The following is a 15,404-nucleotide window of genomic DNA, read 5'->3' on the forward strand; positions in this document are numbered from 1 at the left end:
AAAGGGTGTCTGACGAGTTTTAACAAGATGGCCAAGTGCAACTATTTCATTATTGAATTTATCGAATGTTAGAAATAGTCGACGGGCACCTGGTGAAAATCAGGTGTGCTGTTTGCTAGTGTAGGAGGGGTCAGGTAAACGGATTGTCGCGAGGAGGTGCTAAATCAAACAAAGTGCGTTTCTTGTTTTTGTATTCGCACTGTTGTCTGTTTGTTTTATAGGGCGGGCATTCGTGTATTTATGCGACGACTTCTTGAATCAGGCAATAACCGCGATTTCTGACGGCACGGAACAATCGTTCACCGTCAGTCGAGCTTTTGAATTTGTCTTGCAGGCGACTCAAGCACATTTCCAGTCCGCGGTATTGCTCTGGTTCTCTGCCGATGCTGATGATCAATTCGTCTCGACTGACAACGCGCTCTTCATGGTGCAGCATTGTTTTGACCAGAGCGGCTTCGAGCCCGGTGAGGCTGATCTCCACATCTTCTTTGATCAATGCACCTTGATCGGTATCGAGATGCCAGGTTTTAGTGCACGGCATAAAATTTTCGATGGATCGAGGACTGTCGCCGGCATCTGCGGTGATGGCCGGTACACGCTGAAAAGGATTAGCGGATTGTGATGCCTGCCATTCCGACTCCAGGGTTGCCAATATTTTTTGCGTATCATGTTCGATACTTCGAGCAATATTCTTTCTTGTCCCGCTAGGGTAGGTGAACTCCATGAGCACAGGAGCGGAAGCAGTCGATGCAGCACCTTCAATAAACATTTGTGCCTGGGACGTGCCGAATGAGTTGAAGCGCTCACTGGACAAAATCGTCTCAAGTTCAAGTTGCGACGTTGTGCTGTGTGTCACAACGACGAAATATTTTCTTTGGAGGGTTGTACTGGTTTCCATGTCTCTCTCCTGAAATACAAGCCAAATCTGGCTAAAAAGATGATCGGCAGGCGAGTAATACTCCCTGGGGAATATCGAAAAGGCAGGGTCTGGGCCCAAAATGGCCCTCGATAGGTTCCACTCGATCTACAGCTTTAAATTAAGCTCTTATTGTTATGATTCAGTGTTGCGGCGCTCTGGCAATCGAACAGTTGCCTTTGAGTGGGTGGTGCTAACAGCGAAATCTGGTTTTGTACGGTTGCATCAACGTTCCCTCGTGTGTATGCAATTGACCTGGAAATTACGAATCAGATGGTCGAAATCAGCCCTCTCATCAATCGATATCCGTACCCGCGAATGCTCTGGATAGCGTTTGTACCATACATGTCCTTGATTTTTCCACGCAGACGGCTGATCGATTTCTCCAGCGCCCTTGGATCGTAGAAATTTGTATTGAGTCCCATGATGCTGGCGATTTGATCGTGGCTGAGTATGTGATTTCCGGTTTGCGCAAATGCTTCCAGTATCTTCATTTCAACGAACGAGATGTCCAGTTTTTTACTGGCATCCAACAAACAAATGCGCGTCGGATCCAGCAGCAAGTTGGTATCCCTTTGCCATTCCTCGCTGTTGAAGAACTCGGCAAGCAACTCGGAGCCGTCTTCGGAAAGCGCATTAAGCTTGATGCAAAAGTCGGCACCGGCCAGATAATATTTGATCTTGTTGAAGCTGCCACGACCGGTAATGACCGCGCAGATGATGGGTTTCACGTTCTCTGTGCGCAGGCGTTCAATTAGCGCGAGGCTGTCTTCAAGCGCCTGTGAACCATCGATAACGATGAAAATGGCCCGATACGGACCTGAGCGTTCATTATTGTTAGACGAACTTGTATAAGAGTCGACCTCGAGCGTCATATCCCTCTGCACATGCCGCTCGACCAGCGCTCTAAAATGCTCAGCCACGGCGCAGGTTCGACCCAGAGTAAGAACACTTGGTTCGTCGCTTGTCCAGCGTGGGCTTCTAGTCGCCAAGTTCCCAGTAAGCATCATGCATTGACTCGAATAGGTGCTGACATCGGGATGTTAAAGCACCGGTTCTGCTCTGTGACTGACAATTGGTAACATTCGCACAAATTTTAGACGTGGCTCCGATTTTTTTAACAATAATTAAGCTTTTCAGGATTTTAGTTGGTTTTTCAGGACGTTGAACTAATAATTTTTGACGCTTAGATGGTGGCCATATGCGATGGCGTCATTATTTTGAATCAATGGCCATGATTGATTAATGTCTTATTGCCACTGTTTTGCCATTGTTTGTTGTGTGAGGTTGGTCACACTTTATTGGATGGGCTGGATATTTACCATTCATACTAGTTACAAAGTGGCATCAGCGGACATTTGTTAACAGGTCTTGAGTCCGTCTTTTTGATAAGCCATATTCTGCAAGTCAAAAGATCGCAGCCTTCGGCAGCTCCTGCATAGATGAATATGAATATGTAGAAGCTGCCGAAGGCTGCGATCTTTTAACTGGTTTATTTAAATCAAACGGTCGCTCGCCCAGAGCGTTCTGACGGAGGATTAATGGATTTCTGGACGCTTTGCCAAGTGTTGATTTTAGGTGCGGTAGAAGGCCTGACCGAGTTTTTGCCCATCTCAAGTACCGGCCACCAGATTATCGTAGCCGACTTGCTGCAATTTGGCGGCGAGCGCGCCATGGCGTTCAATATCATTATTCAATTGGGCGCGATACTTGCCGTGGTTTGGGAGTTTCGGCCAAAGATCGTCGATGTCGTGAAAGGCTTGCCCACCGAGCGCAATGCCCAACGTTTCACTTTCAACTTGCTGATAGGGTTTCTGCCCGCCGTTGTGCTGGGTGTGCTGTTCGCTGACGCCATTCATCACTACCTGTTCAATCCGGTCACCGTGGCCGTCGCGTTGGTGGTGGGCGGTATCGTCATGTTATGGGCGGAACGGCGGGATCATGTGGTGCGCATCGAGCATGTTGACGATATGCGCTGGCCAGATGCGTTGAAGGTAGGTTTTGCGCAATGTCTGGCGATGATTCCGGGCACCTCGCGTTCCGGATCGACCATCATTGGCGGTTTGTTGTTCGGCTTGTCGCGCAAGACGGCGACTGAATACTCGTTTTTTCTGGCCATGCCTACCATGGTCGGAGCGGCCGTATATTCGGGTTACAAATATCGGGATTTGTTCCAGAGCGGCGATTTACCGGTATTCGCCTTGGGTTTTGTGGTCGCGTTCATCTTCGCCATGATCGCCGTGCGCGGCCTGCTGAAATTTATTGCCAACCACAGTTATGCGGCGTTCGCCTGGTATCGGATCGTGTTTGGCTTGCTGATTCTGGCGACGTGGCTGTTCGGCTGGGTGAACTGGACGGCAGCGGCGGCGGCGGGGTGACAACAAGCCGGGCGATTTCAAATCGCCCGGCTGTGTGGGGGGGCGGGAATCAGCGACCTTCAAGCAACGCGGCGGCTTGATCCAGCAGCGCCAGCGGATCCTTGGCCTTGTGAATATCAACCGACAACAGCTGACGAAATTTCCGCGCGCCCGGAAACCCGGTGCCCAGGCCCAGCACATGACGCGTGATGTGATGCATCGCACCACCAGCCAGCAGATGCTCGGCAATATAAGGACGCAACTGCGCCAGCGCTTCGGCCCGGCTGATCACCGGCGCCGAACTGCCGAATAATTGCTGATCCACCTCTGCCAGCACATACGGATTGTGATAGGCCTCGCGGCCGAGCATCACACCGTCAAACGTCTGCAAATGCTCATGACAAGCCTCCATCGTTTTGATCCCGCCGTTGAGGATGAACTCCAGCTCTGGAAAATCCGCTTTCAACCGCGCCGCCACGTCATAACGCAGGGGCGGAATGTCACGGTTCTCCTTCGGCGACAACCCCTCCAGAATCGCAATCCGCGCATGCACGGTAAAACTCGTACACCCGGCATCCCGCACCGTGCCGACGAAATCACACAACTCTTCGTAACTGTCCCGCCCATTGATGCCGATCCGGTGTTTAACCGTCACCGGAATCGACACCGCATCACGCATCGCCTTCACACAATCGGCCACCAATTGCGGATGGCCCATCAGGCACGCACCGATCATGTTGTTCTGCACGCGATCGCTCGGGCAGCCGACGTTCAGGTTCACCTCGTCGTAACCATGCTCTTGAGCCATTCGCGAGCAGGCGGCCAGATCGAGCGGGACGCTGCCGCCGAGTTGCAACGCCAACGGATGCTCAGCTTCGTTGTGACGCAGGAAACGCTCGTGATCGCCATTGAGCAACGCGCCAGTGGTGACCATTTCGGTGTAGAGCAGGGCGTTCTTGGATAGGAGGCGCAGGAAGAAACGGCAGTGACGGTCGGTCCAATCCATCATGGGGGCAACGCTAAAGCGCCGAGACAGTGCGGGGCTTGATTCTGCTGGGCTAAAGCTCTGTTTATCTAGCATTTTATTCAACGTGTCTTCAACGTGTTTATGGGCGTTTCCGGGCGGGTTTTGGATATCGGTGGTAAGATTTACCACTTCAAAATTGAAGTTTACCACTTTCGATATGGCCACTATCCGTACAAGAAAACTCACCGACGGGACCGCGATGTACACGGCGCAGATCCGGATCAAGCGTGATGGGGTGCAAGTCTACCAAGAGGCTAAAAGCTTCGCCCGAAAACAGGCTGCCCAAGCCTGGGCGCGCAAGCGTGAGTCGGAGCTTGATGAGCCTGGCGCGATCGAGCGCGCGAACCGAAAGGGCGCAACGGTCAAAGAGATGACCGATCGATACTTGGTAGAAGTTGAGAAAGCCCGGCCGTTGGGGAAGACCAAGCGCGCCACACTCGAAGCGATCGGCAGGACATACTTGGGCAAATTAAGTGATACGGACATCAATACCCAGTGCTTGGTTGACTTCGCCCTGTGGCGGATGAGCCGCGAAGGCGGCGGTGTTCAGCCGCAAACCGCCGGCAACGACCTGGCGCACCTCGGCGCCGTCCTGGCCATCGCCAAAGATGCTTGGGGCTACCTGGTCGATCCGCTCGCAATGGGCGGCGCCCGCCGGGTGCTGCGCAAGTTGGGCTACAACCTCAAAAGCCGGGAGCGTGACCGCCGGCCGACCTTGGACGAGCTGGCAAAGGTGCTGACGCACTACCAGGCCATGCAGGCGCGACGCCCAACCGTTATCAATATGCTTAAGGTGGTGGGCTTTGCCCTGTTCTCAACGCGCAGGCTGGATGAAATTACCCGTATCCGCTGGTCCGACGTCGATGAGCCAGGCCAGCGGGTGCTGGTGCGCGACATGAAAAACCCCGGCCAGAAAATCGGCAATGACGTGTGGTGCTACCTGCCGGACGATGCGTGGCAGATCCTCCAGACCATGCCGAAGGTCGGCGAAGATATCTTCCCCTACAGCCCTGAATCCATCTCTACATCCTGGGCCAAAGCTTGCAAGTTTTTGACCATCGCTGACCTGCACTTCCACGACCTTCGCCATGAAGGTGTCAGCCGCCTATTTGAAATGGATTGGGATATCCCGCGTGTGGCGAGTGTTTCCGGCCACCGGGACTGGAATTCAATGAGGCGATACACCCACCTGCGTGGGAAGGGTGACCGCTATGTGGGTTGGGAATGGCACGAAAAGATACTGAGGGCGCCCGTGCAACTGGGCGCCGCATCAGAGAAGTGGCTCAAACGGCGCGTTTTATCCCGTTGAGCTGGTTGTGTTCCTTCACGGCGGCGGCGCGCTGCAAATCGAGGTAGGCAGCGAAGTCGGAGAGGTGAATGCCCTTGGCCGACTTCTGGCTACCCTCCAGGCGGGTGATAGGCAGCTTAATCTGACCGCTCATCACCTTGCGCTGGAACATCTCCGGCGTCAGGTGCGTGAAGTAGTCACGGCACACCAGCTCCAGCGAGATAATCGCCTGGCCGTCGTATTGGGCCATAAGAATGAAGGCTGTATTCATGGCTAAACTCCCGGACGGCCTTTAAAGGCGAGCCAAATGTAGTGGCGACCTTTGGCGGTCACCTTGATCTTGCTGGTCTGTTTGTTCCAGCTGATCAGGCGCAACTCGTCGAGGATCGTTGTCAGCGTGTGCCCCTGGTGCCAGCCGGCTAAAGCCTTTAGGCATCCCTGGGCCAGAAGCCCACGGAAGTCAGTGTGACCGAAGTTGGTATCTTGGAAGCTGGATTGCATTTGCTCATCGCTCACTAAGTCTGTGATGACGCGCACGTACGGGTCGCGTCGGTAGCATTTGTGGGTCATGGCAGCTCGTCTCCGGTGATCATTTTGCATGGGCCTAGCTGCACAACTGCAATTTTTGCCAATAGATCGCCAATCCGTTGATTCGCTTCGGTCAATTGCTGTTGCAGTGCGTCACGCTCGTCGGAGAGGCGGTCGAAATCTTCAGCTGGAACAACCCAAGGCTGGAACAGCGCCTTCGAAATGCCCTCCACGCCTGGAATAAAGCCTTTCAATTTCCATCGCATTACTTCGCTCATAAGATCTCCATCTACATCCGAAACGACTTATGAATGAACACCGGCTGAGACTTATGCTCTGCGGGTTTCGCCATATCGCCCTGGATTTCACAAACGAACCGATGTCGCTCCCGGTTCGGCGCAGTCAGGGCCTCGGTAAGTCCTGGCACGACATCGGCGCACTGCTCGTAGGCGTAAGGGCCATTCCAGCTATCAGCTTTGACCACCTGGCAATTCGTTCGGGTTGCATCCGCGCACAGGTAAAGCAGCAGGATGACGGTCATGACTCGTCTCCTGGAAATCCCGGAAAGGCGCTGTCGGCGTCGAGTTCGAGGTAAGCAAATACCTTCCAATGTTCACCGCGACGAAGGTAGTGCTCGAGCATCCAGTGGATGACTGCAGCTTGTTCATCTTCATTCCGCTCTCCGATGCGATACCCCAGCCGCCTCAGTAGCTGGGCTGTATTGACCAGTTTGGAGTGAGGAAGGCCCAGGATGTAACGCAGCTCAGGCGTCAGCTCCAGAAATGCCAATATTGGTGTCGATGGCTTAAAAGGGTGGATTACCTGAGCGGCGCTCGTATTTTCTGAGTGCATGGTGCTTCTCCTTTGCGGCGGTGAGGGAGTTGCAGCTCCCCGTGTCCCGCCTGTGCTGAGTATCAGTGTGCGTATCGACGCGGTTTGTTCTGCTTGGCCGCTTCACGCTCGGCCATGAACGAAGCCCACTCCGCTGATTTGTGCTGCTGGCGGATACGACTACAGGCCTGGTGCTTTCGGGTTGAGCGCGCTTTGCCGCAGATGTCGCAACGGCTTGGCAGGTCGAGGCGGTGGCTTGCCATCGTCGGCCGCTCGCGCTCAGGGTTGGTGTGCTTAGGCATTGGCCACCTCGATGGCTTTCAGTTTGGCGAGGCGTGCAGCCTCGTATTCGCTCGCCAGAATCTCCACTGCTCCGGCAATCCATCCGCAGGAAGGCTTCCCAGTCGCCACGTTGGCCAGGTGTTCTGCTTCAATGATTTGAAAGCCCATGTGAAAGTAGGCGGTGCCGTCGAGTTCAAACTTGACCCCGCCGCTCATGAGCAAGTTGCCCGTGTTTACGCCCAGCCGCTTCCAGTATTCATGGGAGCTGAGGCGCTCAGGGCAATGCTCTGCCCACAAAGCAACAAGGCGCTCGTGCTCAGTACGGATTGCAGCGCGATCTTCCTTGGATAAGCCTTTGGCAAGCTTGGCAGCGCTGCGCAATGAGCGGAAACCGTGGTCGTCAGCGCGACACCAGTGCGCATCCAGTTCACTACCGCCGGCGAGTTTCACGCCACCCGCGAAGTGGGAGGTGAGATCCCGCATTGGTGCGACCTTACCGCCGAAGTGCATACCGAGCGCTGTTAGCAGAGCGTTGAAAGCGTCTTTCTGGACGTAAAAGCTCCGAACAATAGCGACGGTTGCAGGCTCGCAGGACTTATAGAAAAAATCGGCCATGATCACTGCCCTCCCATGAGCATGCGTGTCAGCGCATTGGGCTGGCCGTCTGGTGTCAGCTTTTCGAGTGGCTGGGTGATGGTGCGACCGTTCGCGGCGCGCAGGGTGGCAACCTTGCCGTCGATTCCCACGATCACGCCGGTGCGGGCGCTGAGACGGTATTCCCGACCACCGCCGCTCATTGCCACGTAGCTGACCTTGTCGCCGACAGCCAGGGGGGTTGTGGTAGCCTCTGCGGTGCCGCCTTTGGGTTGATTCACTTGCATGGTGCTTCTCCTTTGGGTGGTCGGTGCCGAGGGGTTGCAGCCCCTCGGCACCACCTTCTTATTGGCTTTCGCCGGTTGGGTTTTGCTTGCGCACCAGGTGCAACACCAGGTTTTCGAACTCAACAACCTCATCGGTTGCTGACTGCCATTCCAGGACTGCCTGGATCTGATCCCGGCTGCACTCCAGCACCAGAATCTCTTTGTCGCTTACCGCACGAACTTCCAGAATCGCGACCAGGCCAGCAGGGTCGTAGGCTTCGGCGTGAACGATTTTCCCGGACTCGTTAAACCAGTCCTTCAGCTCTTTGAGGTGCCGGAGGCGGTTGGTTTCGCCTTGTTGGCCGTCGCCGGTGATGACCTGTACATGCATGGTGCTTCTCCTCTGGGTGGCAGGCGTTGCAGCGCCTGACGGGGTTGGTTGTCGATTTCGTCAGGCGTTGAAGTGCCAGCACTTCACGATCGGTTGCTTGGTGATGACGGCGTTGCTGTTCTTGGCCTGGTGAGCCCGTACTGCGCTATCTGTCGCTTTGTTGGTGTCGATCAACTTCCGTGAGCGGGAGTCTTTCAGGCGCTCGCGCAGCTCGCTGACGTCGGCAATCTTCTGGCGATGCTCGGCCGCGCACTTCACAAAGTCGTTGAGGTTGATGGCGATGATGTTGTCTTTCTTGCTGTGGTTGACCACAGGGCCGTCAGCGTCGAGGCCTTCGAGGTACTCATACACTTCCCAGAATTCAGCCACCACCGGATGGTCGGAGCTGATTGAGGATTGGCGCTCGATAGCCATACGGATGATCTGCGTGCGGGTGTGGCTGATCTGCGGCTCGGTGAGCGGCACCACCATGCACAGGCAATCGAGCAGGGCGAGCAGCTGGGCGTGGTTCTTGTTGATCCGCTCCACCCGGATGTATCCGCGCAGCTTGTTGCCGCAGTGCTGACAATCGCTTTGCTCGTCCTGAAACGGTGTCTCGCAGGCAAAGCAATGCGAATGCAGGTTGCGCAATTTTGCCTCGTAACCAGGGATGCGCTGGGCGAACAGCTCCATCACTTCCAACTCTTTGCGAACCGCCTGCAGCACAAAGTTGCTGAGGGTCGATCCTTCCAGGGCATTGAGCCGATCTGCCGCCGCTCGGCTCTCTGGCGTAACGTTCGGGCGCACAAAGTGCAGTTTCACAATCCGGGTCATGATCGCTTCAGACGCCACTACTGGGGCGTTCTGGCTGATGGCTATCGTGCCGCGAAACGGTGGTTCGTAGGTCTCGTTGCCGGCGGTTTTGACGCCCTTGGTCGCGAGTGTGCCGCCGCCGTAGTAGTCCTTGAGTTCGTCCCATTCGAAGGTCTTGGCGTGGGCCTTGTCATCGCCGCTGCGGTCCGACTCCAGCAGCACAATGGGCATGCCAGATACTTGGCCCATCAGACGGCTGCGGCCGGCCTTGGTGGATTTGGATGGGTCGAACCCTTCGTAACCGTCCCGCCCAGCCAGCTTCCAGAGCAGAGTGAGCAAGGTCGTCTTGCCCGCGCCGGCTTCGCCTGTTGCTTCGAGGAACGGAAAGGATTGGTACCGGCCACGGATTTGCTCAGCGAACAGTGAGCCAAACCAGAATGTCAGCGCGACGATTCCCTGGGCGCCAAAGCACTGCCACAGAAGTCCCAGCCACTGTTGGTCGTAGTTTTTACCGTCCTTCTCCAGATCGATCTTCACACCCTTTTGCAGGGTCTTGAGCTTCAGCTTGCCCATCTCAAAAAACTCCTCTTCGTTGATATGGATGACCTGGCCTTCGCGGACGGCGACGTCGTTGAACACGTAGCAGTGGTATTCCTTGCTGTAGCCCACGTAGTCGATGGTCTGTACGGTCTTGATGCCGAAAAGCTGGTCTTTCATGAGTTTGTCCAACTGTTGCCCACTCCCGGTGAACACGGCCCCGGCGCCCATGCCGAGAAGTCGTTTTTTGAATTCGCTGGCGGCGGCGACCTGACCACCGGTGAAGGTGTTTTTCACTGACCCACCGTCGTGGGGGAAGTCGACGCGGAAGAAGTACCAGGACTCGTCGGTAATCTCGTTGCGCTGGAAATAGAGGGCTTTGGGGTAGCAGTTGGCGATTTCGACGACGCAGCCGGCCACATTCAGTGCCTTCTCCCGCAGCTGCTTTTCGTTCAGCACCTGGGCTTCTTGGTCGTCGCTTTTCTCCAGCGCCTGCTTGGCGCTGTTGTATTTCGCAAGGTCCAATTTCCACCAGTACAGGCGGGGGTCGAAACAGAAGTGAAACTCCTCGCGCTCGCGCCACTGGTACATGAGCAACGCCTTATCGCTGGCACTGTCTGCGATAAGCAGGGCGCCCTGGTGACGCGCTTCCTTCAGGTCTTTTTCGATTCGATCGGCACGGGTTTTTTCATCGTCGATGAATGCCCAGCGTTGATGCAGATCGTTCCAGTCGACCTTGCGTGCATCCGGCTGCGAGACCTGGGCGGCGTCGCAGGTGAAGCCGAGTTCACGGGCGCGTTTAACCCAGGTCCGGGTGTACTTGTGAGCGCCTGGCTCGTTGTCCAAAGCCCAGACCAACTTGGGCGTTTTACCGCCGCGAGCGGTTATCAGCGCCTTCAGTGATTCTTCTGGGAAGGCGTTTGACGATAGGGCTGCAACGGCTGAGATTCCGTTTTGAATGAGCGCAATGGCGTCGAAGATCCCTTCAACGATCCACAGTTCGTTCACCTCCAACAGGTCCAGGCACGGTGGGCACCACCAATGCCCCCGGTAGCTCTTGAGGGGCTGGAACCTGGCTTTCTTCTTGCCGAAGCGGGAAGGCTGATCAATCAATCGCTCCCAGTAGCCGCCATGTTCCAGAGGAAAGCGGACGGTTGCGGAACCGATGTTCAGGTCTCGATCGAAGTAGCTCTCTTGGGTGTACCAACCTTCGATCAGGTCGACACGGAAACCCCGAGCGAAAGACAGGTACGCTCTGGCGCTGGCAGCTGGCTCGTCACGGGTCGCCGGTGCACGCTTGCTCCAGTCGTCAAAAAGATCCGGGTACAGCTCTTTGGTCGGAGCCATGTACCGGCATTTTTCCTCGCGGCCACAGCGTATGAACCAAGGTTCATCGTGTCTGGAAAACAGGCGTTTTTGGTTGCACTGCGGGCAGGTTCCTTTGCGCATGTAATGCGTGCCGGACATGTGCTGAAGGCCGTAGTCAGATTCCAGGCGCTGAAGAACATCAGCGCGGATTTCATGCTCCATTGGCTTGCGAATCACTGCAAGTGCTCCGCGCCAGGTACAACGAGCTGTTTTTTCAGCTCGCTGCGCGTCTTGCAGATGCCAGCCAGGTAGGGCAAGTCCTCAAGCACCTTTGGCGCCCGTTGACCGCTCGGCACGTTCCGGTAGCGGTCGGAGTACCAAATATCAGCCATCGTGACTTCGTACTGAGTGGTTAACCACAACAGGTATTGCTGCGCCTGCTGTTCGTCCAGCTCCAGTTTTATGGTGATTTTGCTCATTTCGGCCACCAGTAAGTTGCAAATTTCCCCTACCCACGCGGTACGGGTATCTATCAGGGGTTGGTTTTGGGTTAGTGCGGGAGGTTGCGAGTCAACAGCAGACGCGTAGGGAGCAAGCGCGCCGAGACGGGGTGTCGCTGTTTGGTGCAGTTGTCCAGCAGCAGGATGACGGGGCGGAATGGGCCGCTACTGGGGTGGATACCGAGCCAAGCAATACGGTTGCAGGTCATGCTTTCAAATTCAGCGACAGCCAGTTCAGCAATGCGCTGCACCAGGTGCTGCGGGACTTCAAGCGACAGAGTCAGGTACCGCGTGCAGTTGTCGAGCAGTTGGCTGTCTCCTGCCAAGTGCTCGCAACGGTGGCGGTAGAGGTAGGCAACTGCGGCCTGTTGCATCGCTGCGCGGTAGTCGCTGGTGGGGTTGGCAGTCAGGGCGATGGTGTTCATACAGGTGCGGCCTCCATTTCCAGTTGATCCAGCAGATCGGGTTGATCGTTGGCTGTTTTCATTGCTTGGCGACGAATGACCACATCTGCAACTGGCAGCTGTACCGCCGGGTTGGGCATGCCGCTGGGGCTCAGCTCGTGGGTCATTTGAAATTCAGCACGCACCGCCCAGCCGCATGCTTCGTTGGTGCATTGCATGTAGGTGATACGCAGGAAAATATGTTGGCCTTCGCTGGTGCGGATGCGCATGCGGCCGTGGCAGTGGGGGCAAACCAGTTTGTAGGTACTCACTAGACAGCTGCTCCCTGGCTATACAACTGGATCGTCGCGAACACTTCGGCGTAGCGGGCGGACATGTAGGTGATCAAGGCGGCGATAATCGCGTCTGCTTCGCGCCTTTCGATAACCCCGTCATCCAGGGCAGCAGACATGATCTGGTCGACCTTGCCCCGCTTGGCCGAGGCCTTTAGCGAGCGGCTGTACAGCTCGACGTTGTCCAGGTTCTCCGGGAAGCTCAGCGGTACGAACATACCGCCGTACATTGAGGCGATGTAATCAGCCAGAAACGTAGTGCCGGCGACCTGCTCCAGGCGGCGGATGTGTTCGTCGGTCAGCGGGCGGCTGCCGGCGTTCTCGTAGGCCTGGTTGTCGAACTTCTTGATTGGCATCCCGAGGTCTGCCGAGGCGTATTCCCGACCGCCTGGGTAGGCGCCGATGACAGCCATAACGACGCTCTTTCTGCTGTCTAGAACTGGGCGTTTCATCTTCTGGTTTCTCCCTGGAGTCATCGCCCCTACAGTCGTTTCATACAGCCTGAGCTGAGATTTGTTCGGTGCTCTCCGCGAGGATTCCCGGCAGTACTTCCTTGCCGATTACCCGCGACAGGTCTCGAAGGATCTGGAACGTCAACCGGCCACGGGGCAGCTTGTTGTGCCCGGCCCAACGCTGAACCACTTGCGTCACTGTGCGCACTTCGTAGCCGTGGCTGAGGGCGAACTGACGGAAGTTGCTGCCGCGCTCGATCAGCCGTGCTTGGATCTGGCGCTTTTCCATGGCTTGGCTCATGGTTGATGTGTTCCTAGTTGGTTAAGATGTACTCATTGCGCATAAGCCTATTTATTCTATTTAAATAAATCAAGCGGTATTTATTCAAAATGCAGAAAAAGTCTCTCGACGCCGTGCTTGAACGCTTGATGACGGTCTTTGCCGTTGATAGCGATAGCGAGTTGGCACGTAAGCTGGACGTGAATCGACAGACGTTGGGGAGCTGGCGTAGTCGGCAATCCATACCTTATGCGTTATGCGTAAACGTAAGCGAAGCTGAGGGGGTTTCGCTGGATTGGCTGCTCACCGGGGAAGGAACAATGTTGCGGGGTGTGTCGGGCGCGGCCACTGACTCTCCAGCCACCAGTCCTCAGGAAGACGCGATTTTGGCTCTATTCCGGTCCTTGGAAGAGACCGATAGGCGGGAGATACAGAGCGCTGCTGAAGAAAAGAAACGCATAAGGGACATCGAGCAGCGACTAAAGGATTTGACTGAAGCCCTTGCCGATACCAAACGGCCAGCATAGTCTGTACCCATTAAGAACGGATCTGAGAGTCAGGGATGTCTGTGATCCTCTTGTAGATGCTTACCCACGAGATCCGCAGGGGCGTGGTAGCAGTTATTTCCGCATAACATAAGGATGTGAATAATGCTCACCGGAAAGCCAGTTTCTACACAGCCAAGCCGAAATCGTCTCCTGATCGTCGCTGCGACTCCTTGCCTAATCAAATAGATATTTTTAATAAATAAAGAGGCTTTATGCATTCCTTTCGTCCCTATTCGCTCAAAATATATGACAAGTATTTGCCAGGGGAGGTTACGGAAAAATATCATGTTTTAGATAATGTTAGATCGAAGGATCTGCTTGATTTTATTGAGGCGTTTTTACAGTCGCTGACGCACAGTGTTCACGATGATGAGGAAACAAAGAAAACTGTTCGTGTTATTGAGCTGGCTCGTAAAGGCCGTAATGTTTTTGGCTGGGTCGAGTATGGAGAGTACGGCATTCCGGGGGCTATCTATAGTCTGAAAAATAAAACAAAAACCTATGATAAGAAGCATGATGATTCAGACGTTAGGTTCTTCTATTTCAATTTTTGCGTCCCGTCTAATGGCAAAACCGCTGTTGCTCTCTTACATAGTGCTGGGAATAGAGGGATAAAATCGTTTTTTATTGAAAAGTTTAATGCTTATTTCAAGCGCCAAATTGATTTGAATATTCGAATGTCTCCGCTGTCTCACGAAAAAACGGTTAAAGAGTGGCTTGATAATTCTAGCGTTAAGGAACTCCGGCTCTCGAATTATGATATGAAATTGGCGGGGGACTTGGCGGATCAGCTTGACGTGGATCGTACTGAGTTTGTTATTAAGCCAAAGCGCGGAAGTGGGTTTGGGTCTTTTTCTTTTCTTCAAACAAAGTCAGCAAATGGTGGCGATAGTCCAGTTGAAATATTGAGTAAGATTTCAACTGATGTGCGTGCAGTGATTGAGTCGAATGGGCGTAAAAAAATTGTATCGTTAAAAATGAGTGATCCAATTGCGGCAATAGAAATTACCGAGGATAATGTAGCAATCATAGATGGGGCACCCGATAAAAAGGGACTTCATGATTATGCTAATATTTTGATGAAAGAATTTATAGAAAAGGTCTCGAAATGAGTAAAAAAATCAAGATCGGCTTTATTGTTCGTAAGCATTTGCGTGCTGCTATTTACGACGCTGACAATAAAATTGACTGGTCTGATTTTTTTATTTTCATTATTACTCCTTTTTTGCTTGCTGGGTTGTCCTATTGGTTAGGGATTTCAGATAAGTCTGGTTTGATTAATTTGCTGATGTCGGTTTCGTCTATATTTGCAGGCCTTCTCTTGAATTTGCTTGTTTTGGTTTATGATCAAAACAAGCGAGTTCGGGAAAAAATTGCTGCGATTGATGTTCAACAAACTAAAGCGCCAAATCTTGAGGCAGTATCGCTCGCTGACTTAATGAGTGACTCTCCGGACACGACTAAAGGGAGTGCGTTGTATGATCATTATGCAAGGCACGCCCAGCTTTTAAGTGAGCTATTGTCTAGTATTTCTTATGCAATCCTGATTTCTTTATTTTCTATCGTTACGGGAATTGTTTCGTATCTGTTGAAGGATACGTATTCGCCGATATTTGCGTTGGGTAAGGTTGTTTCCATTGACTATAAGGCGCTTCTGATTTCTGTATCTATATTTTTTTCAATTAATCTTTTGTTGACTGTTCTTATGATTGTTAAGCGAGTCTATAAATTAATTTCAAGTTCTGACTGAGGTTGGTAGGAAGTGTCAAGC

Annotated in this window: 23 protein-coding genes; 5 read left to right on the forward strand and 18 right to left on the reverse strand. The window is 53.8% G+C overall.

All coding sequences use genetic code 11. The features are described from left to right. Positions 1 to 238: 238 nt before the first annotated feature. The gene (locus tag GIW69_RS16490; RefSeq protein WP_236483859.1) at positions 239 to 898 is read right to left on the reverse strand and encodes a winged helix-turn-helix domain-containing protein; all 660 of its coding nucleotides are present in this window, start codon (positions 896 to 898) and stop codon (positions 239 to 241) included. A 287-nt stretch (positions 899 to 1,185) separates the two neighbouring features. Continuing rightward, complete coding sequence (locus GIW69_RS16495; RefSeq protein ID WP_236483860.1) at positions 1,186 to 1,926, reverse strand: winged helix-turn-helix transcriptional regulator; 741 nt, start codon at positions 1,924 to 1,926, stop codon at positions 1,186 to 1,188. A 531-nt stretch (positions 1,927 to 2,457) separates the two neighbouring features. On the opposite strand from GIW69_RS16495, the gene GIW69_RS16500 reads away from it, so the two are divergent. After that, positions 2,458 to 3,294, forward strand: coding sequence for an undecaprenyl-diphosphate phosphatase (locus GIW69_RS16500; RefSeq protein ID WP_236483861.1), 837 nt, complete (start codon positions 2,458 to 2,460; stop codon positions 3,292 to 3,294). A gap of 49 nt (positions 3,295 to 3,343) precedes the next feature. On the opposite strand, the gene dusA is transcribed toward GIW69_RS16500, so the two are convergent. After that, positions 3,344 to 4,354: a tRNA dihydrouridine(20/20a) synthase DusA gene (dusA, locus tag GIW69_RS16505; RefSeq protein ID WP_236483862.1), complete on the reverse strand. Its 1,011-nt coding sequence runs from the start codon at positions 4,352 to 4,354 to the stop codon at positions 3,344 to 3,346. A gap of 103 nt (positions 4,355 to 4,457) precedes the next feature. Here dusA and GIW69_RS16510 point away from each other — a divergent pair, with 103 nt between their 5' ends. Continuing rightward, positions 4,458 to 5,609 carry a site-specific integrase gene (locus GIW69_RS16510; RefSeq protein WP_236483882.1) on the forward strand — a complete coding sequence of 384 codons (1,152 nt, stop codon included), beginning with the start codon at positions 4,458 to 4,460 and terminating at the stop codon, positions 5,607 to 5,609. On the opposite strand, the gene GIW69_RS16515 is transcribed toward GIW69_RS16510, so the two are convergent. The 15 genes from GIW69_RS16515 to GIW69_RS16585 form a co-directional block, all read right to left on the reverse strand. Next, the gene (locus tag GIW69_RS16515; protein ID WP_236483863.1) at positions 5,584 to 5,859 is read right to left on the reverse strand and encodes a pyocin activator PrtN family protein; all 276 of its coding nucleotides are present in this window, start codon (positions 5,857 to 5,859) and stop codon (positions 5,584 to 5,586) included. The two genes, GIW69_RS16510 and GIW69_RS16515, sit on opposite strands and share 26 nt — an antisense overlap. 2 nt (positions 5,860 to 5,861) lie before the next feature. Continuing rightward, complete coding sequence (locus GIW69_RS16520; RefSeq protein ID WP_236483864.1) at positions 5,862 to 6,158, reverse strand: hypothetical protein; 297 nt, start codon at positions 6,156 to 6,158, stop codon at positions 5,862 to 5,864. Then, complete coding sequence (locus tag GIW69_RS16525; protein WP_236483865.1) at positions 6,155 to 6,394, reverse strand: hypothetical protein; 240 nt, start codon at positions 6,392 to 6,394, stop codon at positions 6,155 to 6,157. Before GIW69_RS16525 ends, GIW69_RS16520 begins: the two co-directional genes overlap by 4 nt. 11 nt (positions 6,395 to 6,405) lie before the next feature. Further along, positions 6,406 to 6,657: a hypothetical protein gene (locus GIW69_RS16530; RefSeq protein ID WP_236483866.1), complete on the reverse strand. Its 252-nt coding sequence runs from the start codon at positions 6,655 to 6,657 to the stop codon at positions 6,406 to 6,408. After that, positions 6,654 to 6,968 (reverse strand): hypothetical protein, encoded by a 315-nt coding sequence (locus GIW69_RS16535; RefSeq protein WP_236483867.1) that lies wholly within the window; start codon positions 6,966 to 6,968, stop codon positions 6,654 to 6,656. Before GIW69_RS16535 ends, GIW69_RS16530 begins: the two co-directional genes overlap by 4 nt. Before the next feature lie 62 nt (positions 6,969 to 7,030). Further along, a complete protein-coding gene (locus tag GIW69_RS16540; protein WP_236483868.1) occupies positions 7,031 to 7,249 on the reverse strand; it encodes a hypothetical protein in 219 nt (72 codons plus the stop codon). Further along, on the reverse strand, positions 7,242 to 7,844 hold the full coding sequence (locus tag GIW69_RS16545) for a Mu-Gp12 family protein (protein WP_236483869.1): 603 nt from the start codon (positions 7,842 to 7,844) through the stop codon (positions 7,242 to 7,244). Before GIW69_RS16545 ends, GIW69_RS16540 begins: the two co-directional genes overlap by 8 nt. Before the next feature lie 2 nt (positions 7,845 to 7,846). Beyond that, on the reverse strand, positions 7,847 to 8,110 hold the full coding sequence (locus tag GIW69_RS16550; protein WP_236483870.1) for a hypothetical protein: 264 nt from the start codon (positions 8,108 to 8,110) through the stop codon (positions 7,847 to 7,849). A 58-nt stretch (positions 8,111 to 8,168) separates the two neighbouring features. Continuing rightward, positions 8,169 to 8,480 (reverse strand): hypothetical protein, encoded by a 312-nt coding sequence (locus tag GIW69_RS16555; RefSeq protein ID WP_236483871.1) that lies wholly within the window; start codon positions 8,478 to 8,480, stop codon positions 8,169 to 8,171. A 60-nt stretch (positions 8,481 to 8,540) separates the two neighbouring features. After that, a complete protein-coding gene (locus tag GIW69_RS16560; protein ID WP_236483883.1) occupies positions 8,541 to 11,339 on the reverse strand; it encodes a toprim domain-containing protein in 2,799 nt (932 codons plus the stop codon). A gap of 11 nt (positions 11,340 to 11,350) precedes the next feature. Then, on the reverse strand, positions 11,351 to 11,596 hold the full coding sequence (locus GIW69_RS16565; protein ID WP_236483872.1) for a hypothetical protein: 246 nt from the start codon (positions 11,594 to 11,596) through the stop codon (positions 11,351 to 11,353). 71 nt (positions 11,597 to 11,667) lie between these two features. Then, positions 11,668 to 12,042, reverse strand: a complete 375-nt coding sequence (locus GIW69_RS16570) for a hypothetical protein (RefSeq protein ID WP_236483873.1) — start codon at positions 12,040 to 12,042, stop codon at positions 11,668 to 11,670. After that, a complete protein-coding gene (locus tag GIW69_RS16575) occupies positions 12,039 to 12,332 on the reverse strand; it encodes an Ogr/Delta-like zinc finger protein (protein ID WP_236483874.1) in 294 nt (97 codons plus the stop codon). Before GIW69_RS16575 ends, GIW69_RS16570 begins: the two co-directional genes overlap by 4 nt. Continuing rightward, complete coding sequence (locus GIW69_RS16580; protein WP_236483875.1) at positions 12,332 to 12,805, reverse strand: YmfL family putative regulatory protein; 474 nt, start codon at positions 12,803 to 12,805, stop codon at positions 12,332 to 12,334. Before GIW69_RS16580 ends, GIW69_RS16575 begins: the two co-directional genes overlap by 1 nt. A gap of 40 nt (positions 12,806 to 12,845) precedes the next feature. Beyond that, a complete protein-coding gene (locus GIW69_RS16585) occupies positions 12,846 to 13,094 on the reverse strand; it encodes a helix-turn-helix domain-containing protein (protein ID WP_236483884.1) in 249 nt (82 codons plus the stop codon). Between the two features lie 101 nt (positions 13,095 to 13,195). On the opposite strand from GIW69_RS16585, the gene GIW69_RS16590 reads away from it, so the two are divergent. The 3 genes from GIW69_RS16590 to GIW69_RS16600 all read left to right on the forward strand — a co-directional run bounded on the left by GIW69_RS16590 (position 13,196) and on the right by GIW69_RS16600 (position 15,383). Continuing rightward, positions 13,196 to 13,612, forward strand: coding sequence for a helix-turn-helix domain-containing protein (locus GIW69_RS16590; RefSeq protein ID WP_236483876.1), 417 nt, complete (start codon positions 13,196 to 13,198; stop codon positions 13,610 to 13,612). A gap of 233 nt (positions 13,613 to 13,845) precedes the next feature. Next, a complete protein-coding gene (locus GIW69_RS16595; protein WP_236483877.1) occupies positions 13,846 to 14,745 on the forward strand; it encodes a hypothetical protein in 900 nt (299 codons plus the stop codon). Further along, on the forward strand, positions 14,742 to 15,383 hold the full coding sequence (locus GIW69_RS16600) for a hypothetical protein (protein WP_236483878.1): 642 nt from the start codon (positions 14,742 to 14,744) through the stop codon (positions 15,381 to 15,383). Before GIW69_RS16595 ends, GIW69_RS16600 begins: the two co-directional genes overlap by 4 nt. Positions 15,384 to 15,404 lie beyond the last annotated feature (21 nt).

The organism is Pseudomonas syringae (assembly GCF_021605415.1).
Classification (GTDB): domain Bacteria; phylum Pseudomonadota; class Gammaproteobacteria; order Pseudomonadales; family Pseudomonadaceae; genus Aquipseudomonas; species Aquipseudomonas syringae_S.

Excerpts from the sequence above, each read along its gene's own strand:
- GIW69_RS16590 (WP_236483876.1), top strand. The coding sequence starts at position 13,196 with ATGCAGAAAAAGTCTCTCGACGCCGTGCTTGAACGCTTGATGACGGTC.
- GIW69_RS16555 (WP_236483871.1), bottom strand. The coding sequence starts at position 8,480 with ATGCATGTACAGGTCATCACCGGCGACGGCCAACAAGGCGAAACCAAC.
- GIW69_RS16595 (WP_236483877.1), top strand. The coding sequence starts at position 13,846 with ATGCATTCCTTTCGTCCCTATTCGCTCAAAATATATGACAAGTATTTG.
- GIW69_RS16545 (WP_236483869.1), bottom strand. The coding sequence starts at position 7,844 with ATGGCCGATTTTTTCTATAAGTCCTGCGAGCCTGCAACCGTCGCTATT.
- GIW69_RS16490 (WP_236483859.1), bottom strand. The coding sequence starts at position 898 with ATGGAAACCAGTACAACCCTCCAAAGAAAATATTTCGTCGTTGTGACA.
- GIW69_RS16500 (WP_236483861.1), top strand. The coding sequence starts at position 2,458 with ATGGATTTCTGGACGCTTTGCCAAGTGTTGATTTTAGGTGCGGTAGAA.
- GIW69_RS16525 (WP_236483865.1), bottom strand. The coding sequence starts at position 6,394 with ATGAGCGAAGTAATGCGATGGAAATTGAAAGGCTTTATTCCAGGCGTG.
- GIW69_RS16550 (WP_236483870.1), bottom strand. The coding sequence starts at position 8,110 with ATGCAAGTGAATCAACCCAAAGGCGGCACCGCAGAGGCTACCACAACC.
- GIW69_RS16530 (WP_236483866.1), bottom strand. The coding sequence starts at position 6,657 with ATGACCGTCATCCTGCTGCTTTACCTGTGCGCGGATGCAACCCGAACG.
- GIW69_RS16510 (WP_236483882.1), top strand. The coding sequence starts at position 4,458 with ATGGCCACTATCCGTACAAGAAAACTCACCGACGGGACCGCGATGTAC.
- GIW69_RS16570 (WP_236483873.1), bottom strand. The coding sequence starts at position 12,042 with ATGAACACCATCGCCCTGACTGCCAACCCCACCAGCGACTACCGCGCA.
- GIW69_RS16515 (WP_236483863.1), bottom strand. The coding sequence starts at position 5,859 with ATGAATACAGCCTTCATTCTTATGGCCCAATACGACGGCCAGGCGATT.
- GIW69_RS16565 (WP_236483872.1), bottom strand. The coding sequence starts at position 11,596 with ATGAGCAAAATCACCATAAAACTGGAGCTGGACGAACAGCAGGCGCAG.
- GIW69_RS16535 (WP_236483867.1), bottom strand. The coding sequence starts at position 6,968 with ATGCACTCAGAAAATACGAGCGCCGCTCAGGTAATCCACCCTTTTAAG.
- GIW69_RS16495 (WP_236483860.1), bottom strand. The coding sequence starts at position 1,926 with ATGATGCTTACTGGGAACTTGGCGACTAGAAGCCCACGCTGGACAAGC.
- GIW69_RS16580 (WP_236483875.1), bottom strand. The coding sequence starts at position 12,805 with ATGAAACGCCCAGTTCTAGACAGCAGAAAGAGCGTCGTTATGGCTGTC.
- GIW69_RS16540 (WP_236483868.1), bottom strand. The coding sequence starts at position 7,249 with ATGCCTAAGCACACCAACCCTGAGCGCGAGCGGCCGACGATGGCAAGC.
- GIW69_RS16560 (WP_236483883.1), bottom strand. The coding sequence starts at position 11,339 with ATGGAGCATGAAATCCGCGCTGATGTTCTTCAGCGCCTGGAATCTGAC.
- GIW69_RS16585 (WP_236483884.1), bottom strand. The coding sequence starts at position 13,094 with ATGGAAAAGCGCCAGATCCAAGCACGGCTGATCGAGCGCGGCAGCAAC.
- GIW69_RS16520 (WP_236483864.1), bottom strand. The coding sequence starts at position 6,158 with ATGACCCACAAATGCTACCGACGCGACCCGTACGTGCGCGTCATCACA.
- GIW69_RS16600 (WP_236483878.1), top strand. The coding sequence starts at position 14,742 with ATGAGTAAAAAAATCAAGATCGGCTTTATTGTTCGTAAGCATTTGCGT.
- dusA (WP_236483862.1), bottom strand. The coding sequence starts at position 4,354 with ATGCTAGATAAACAGAGCTTTAGCCCAGCAGAATCAAGCCCCGCACTG.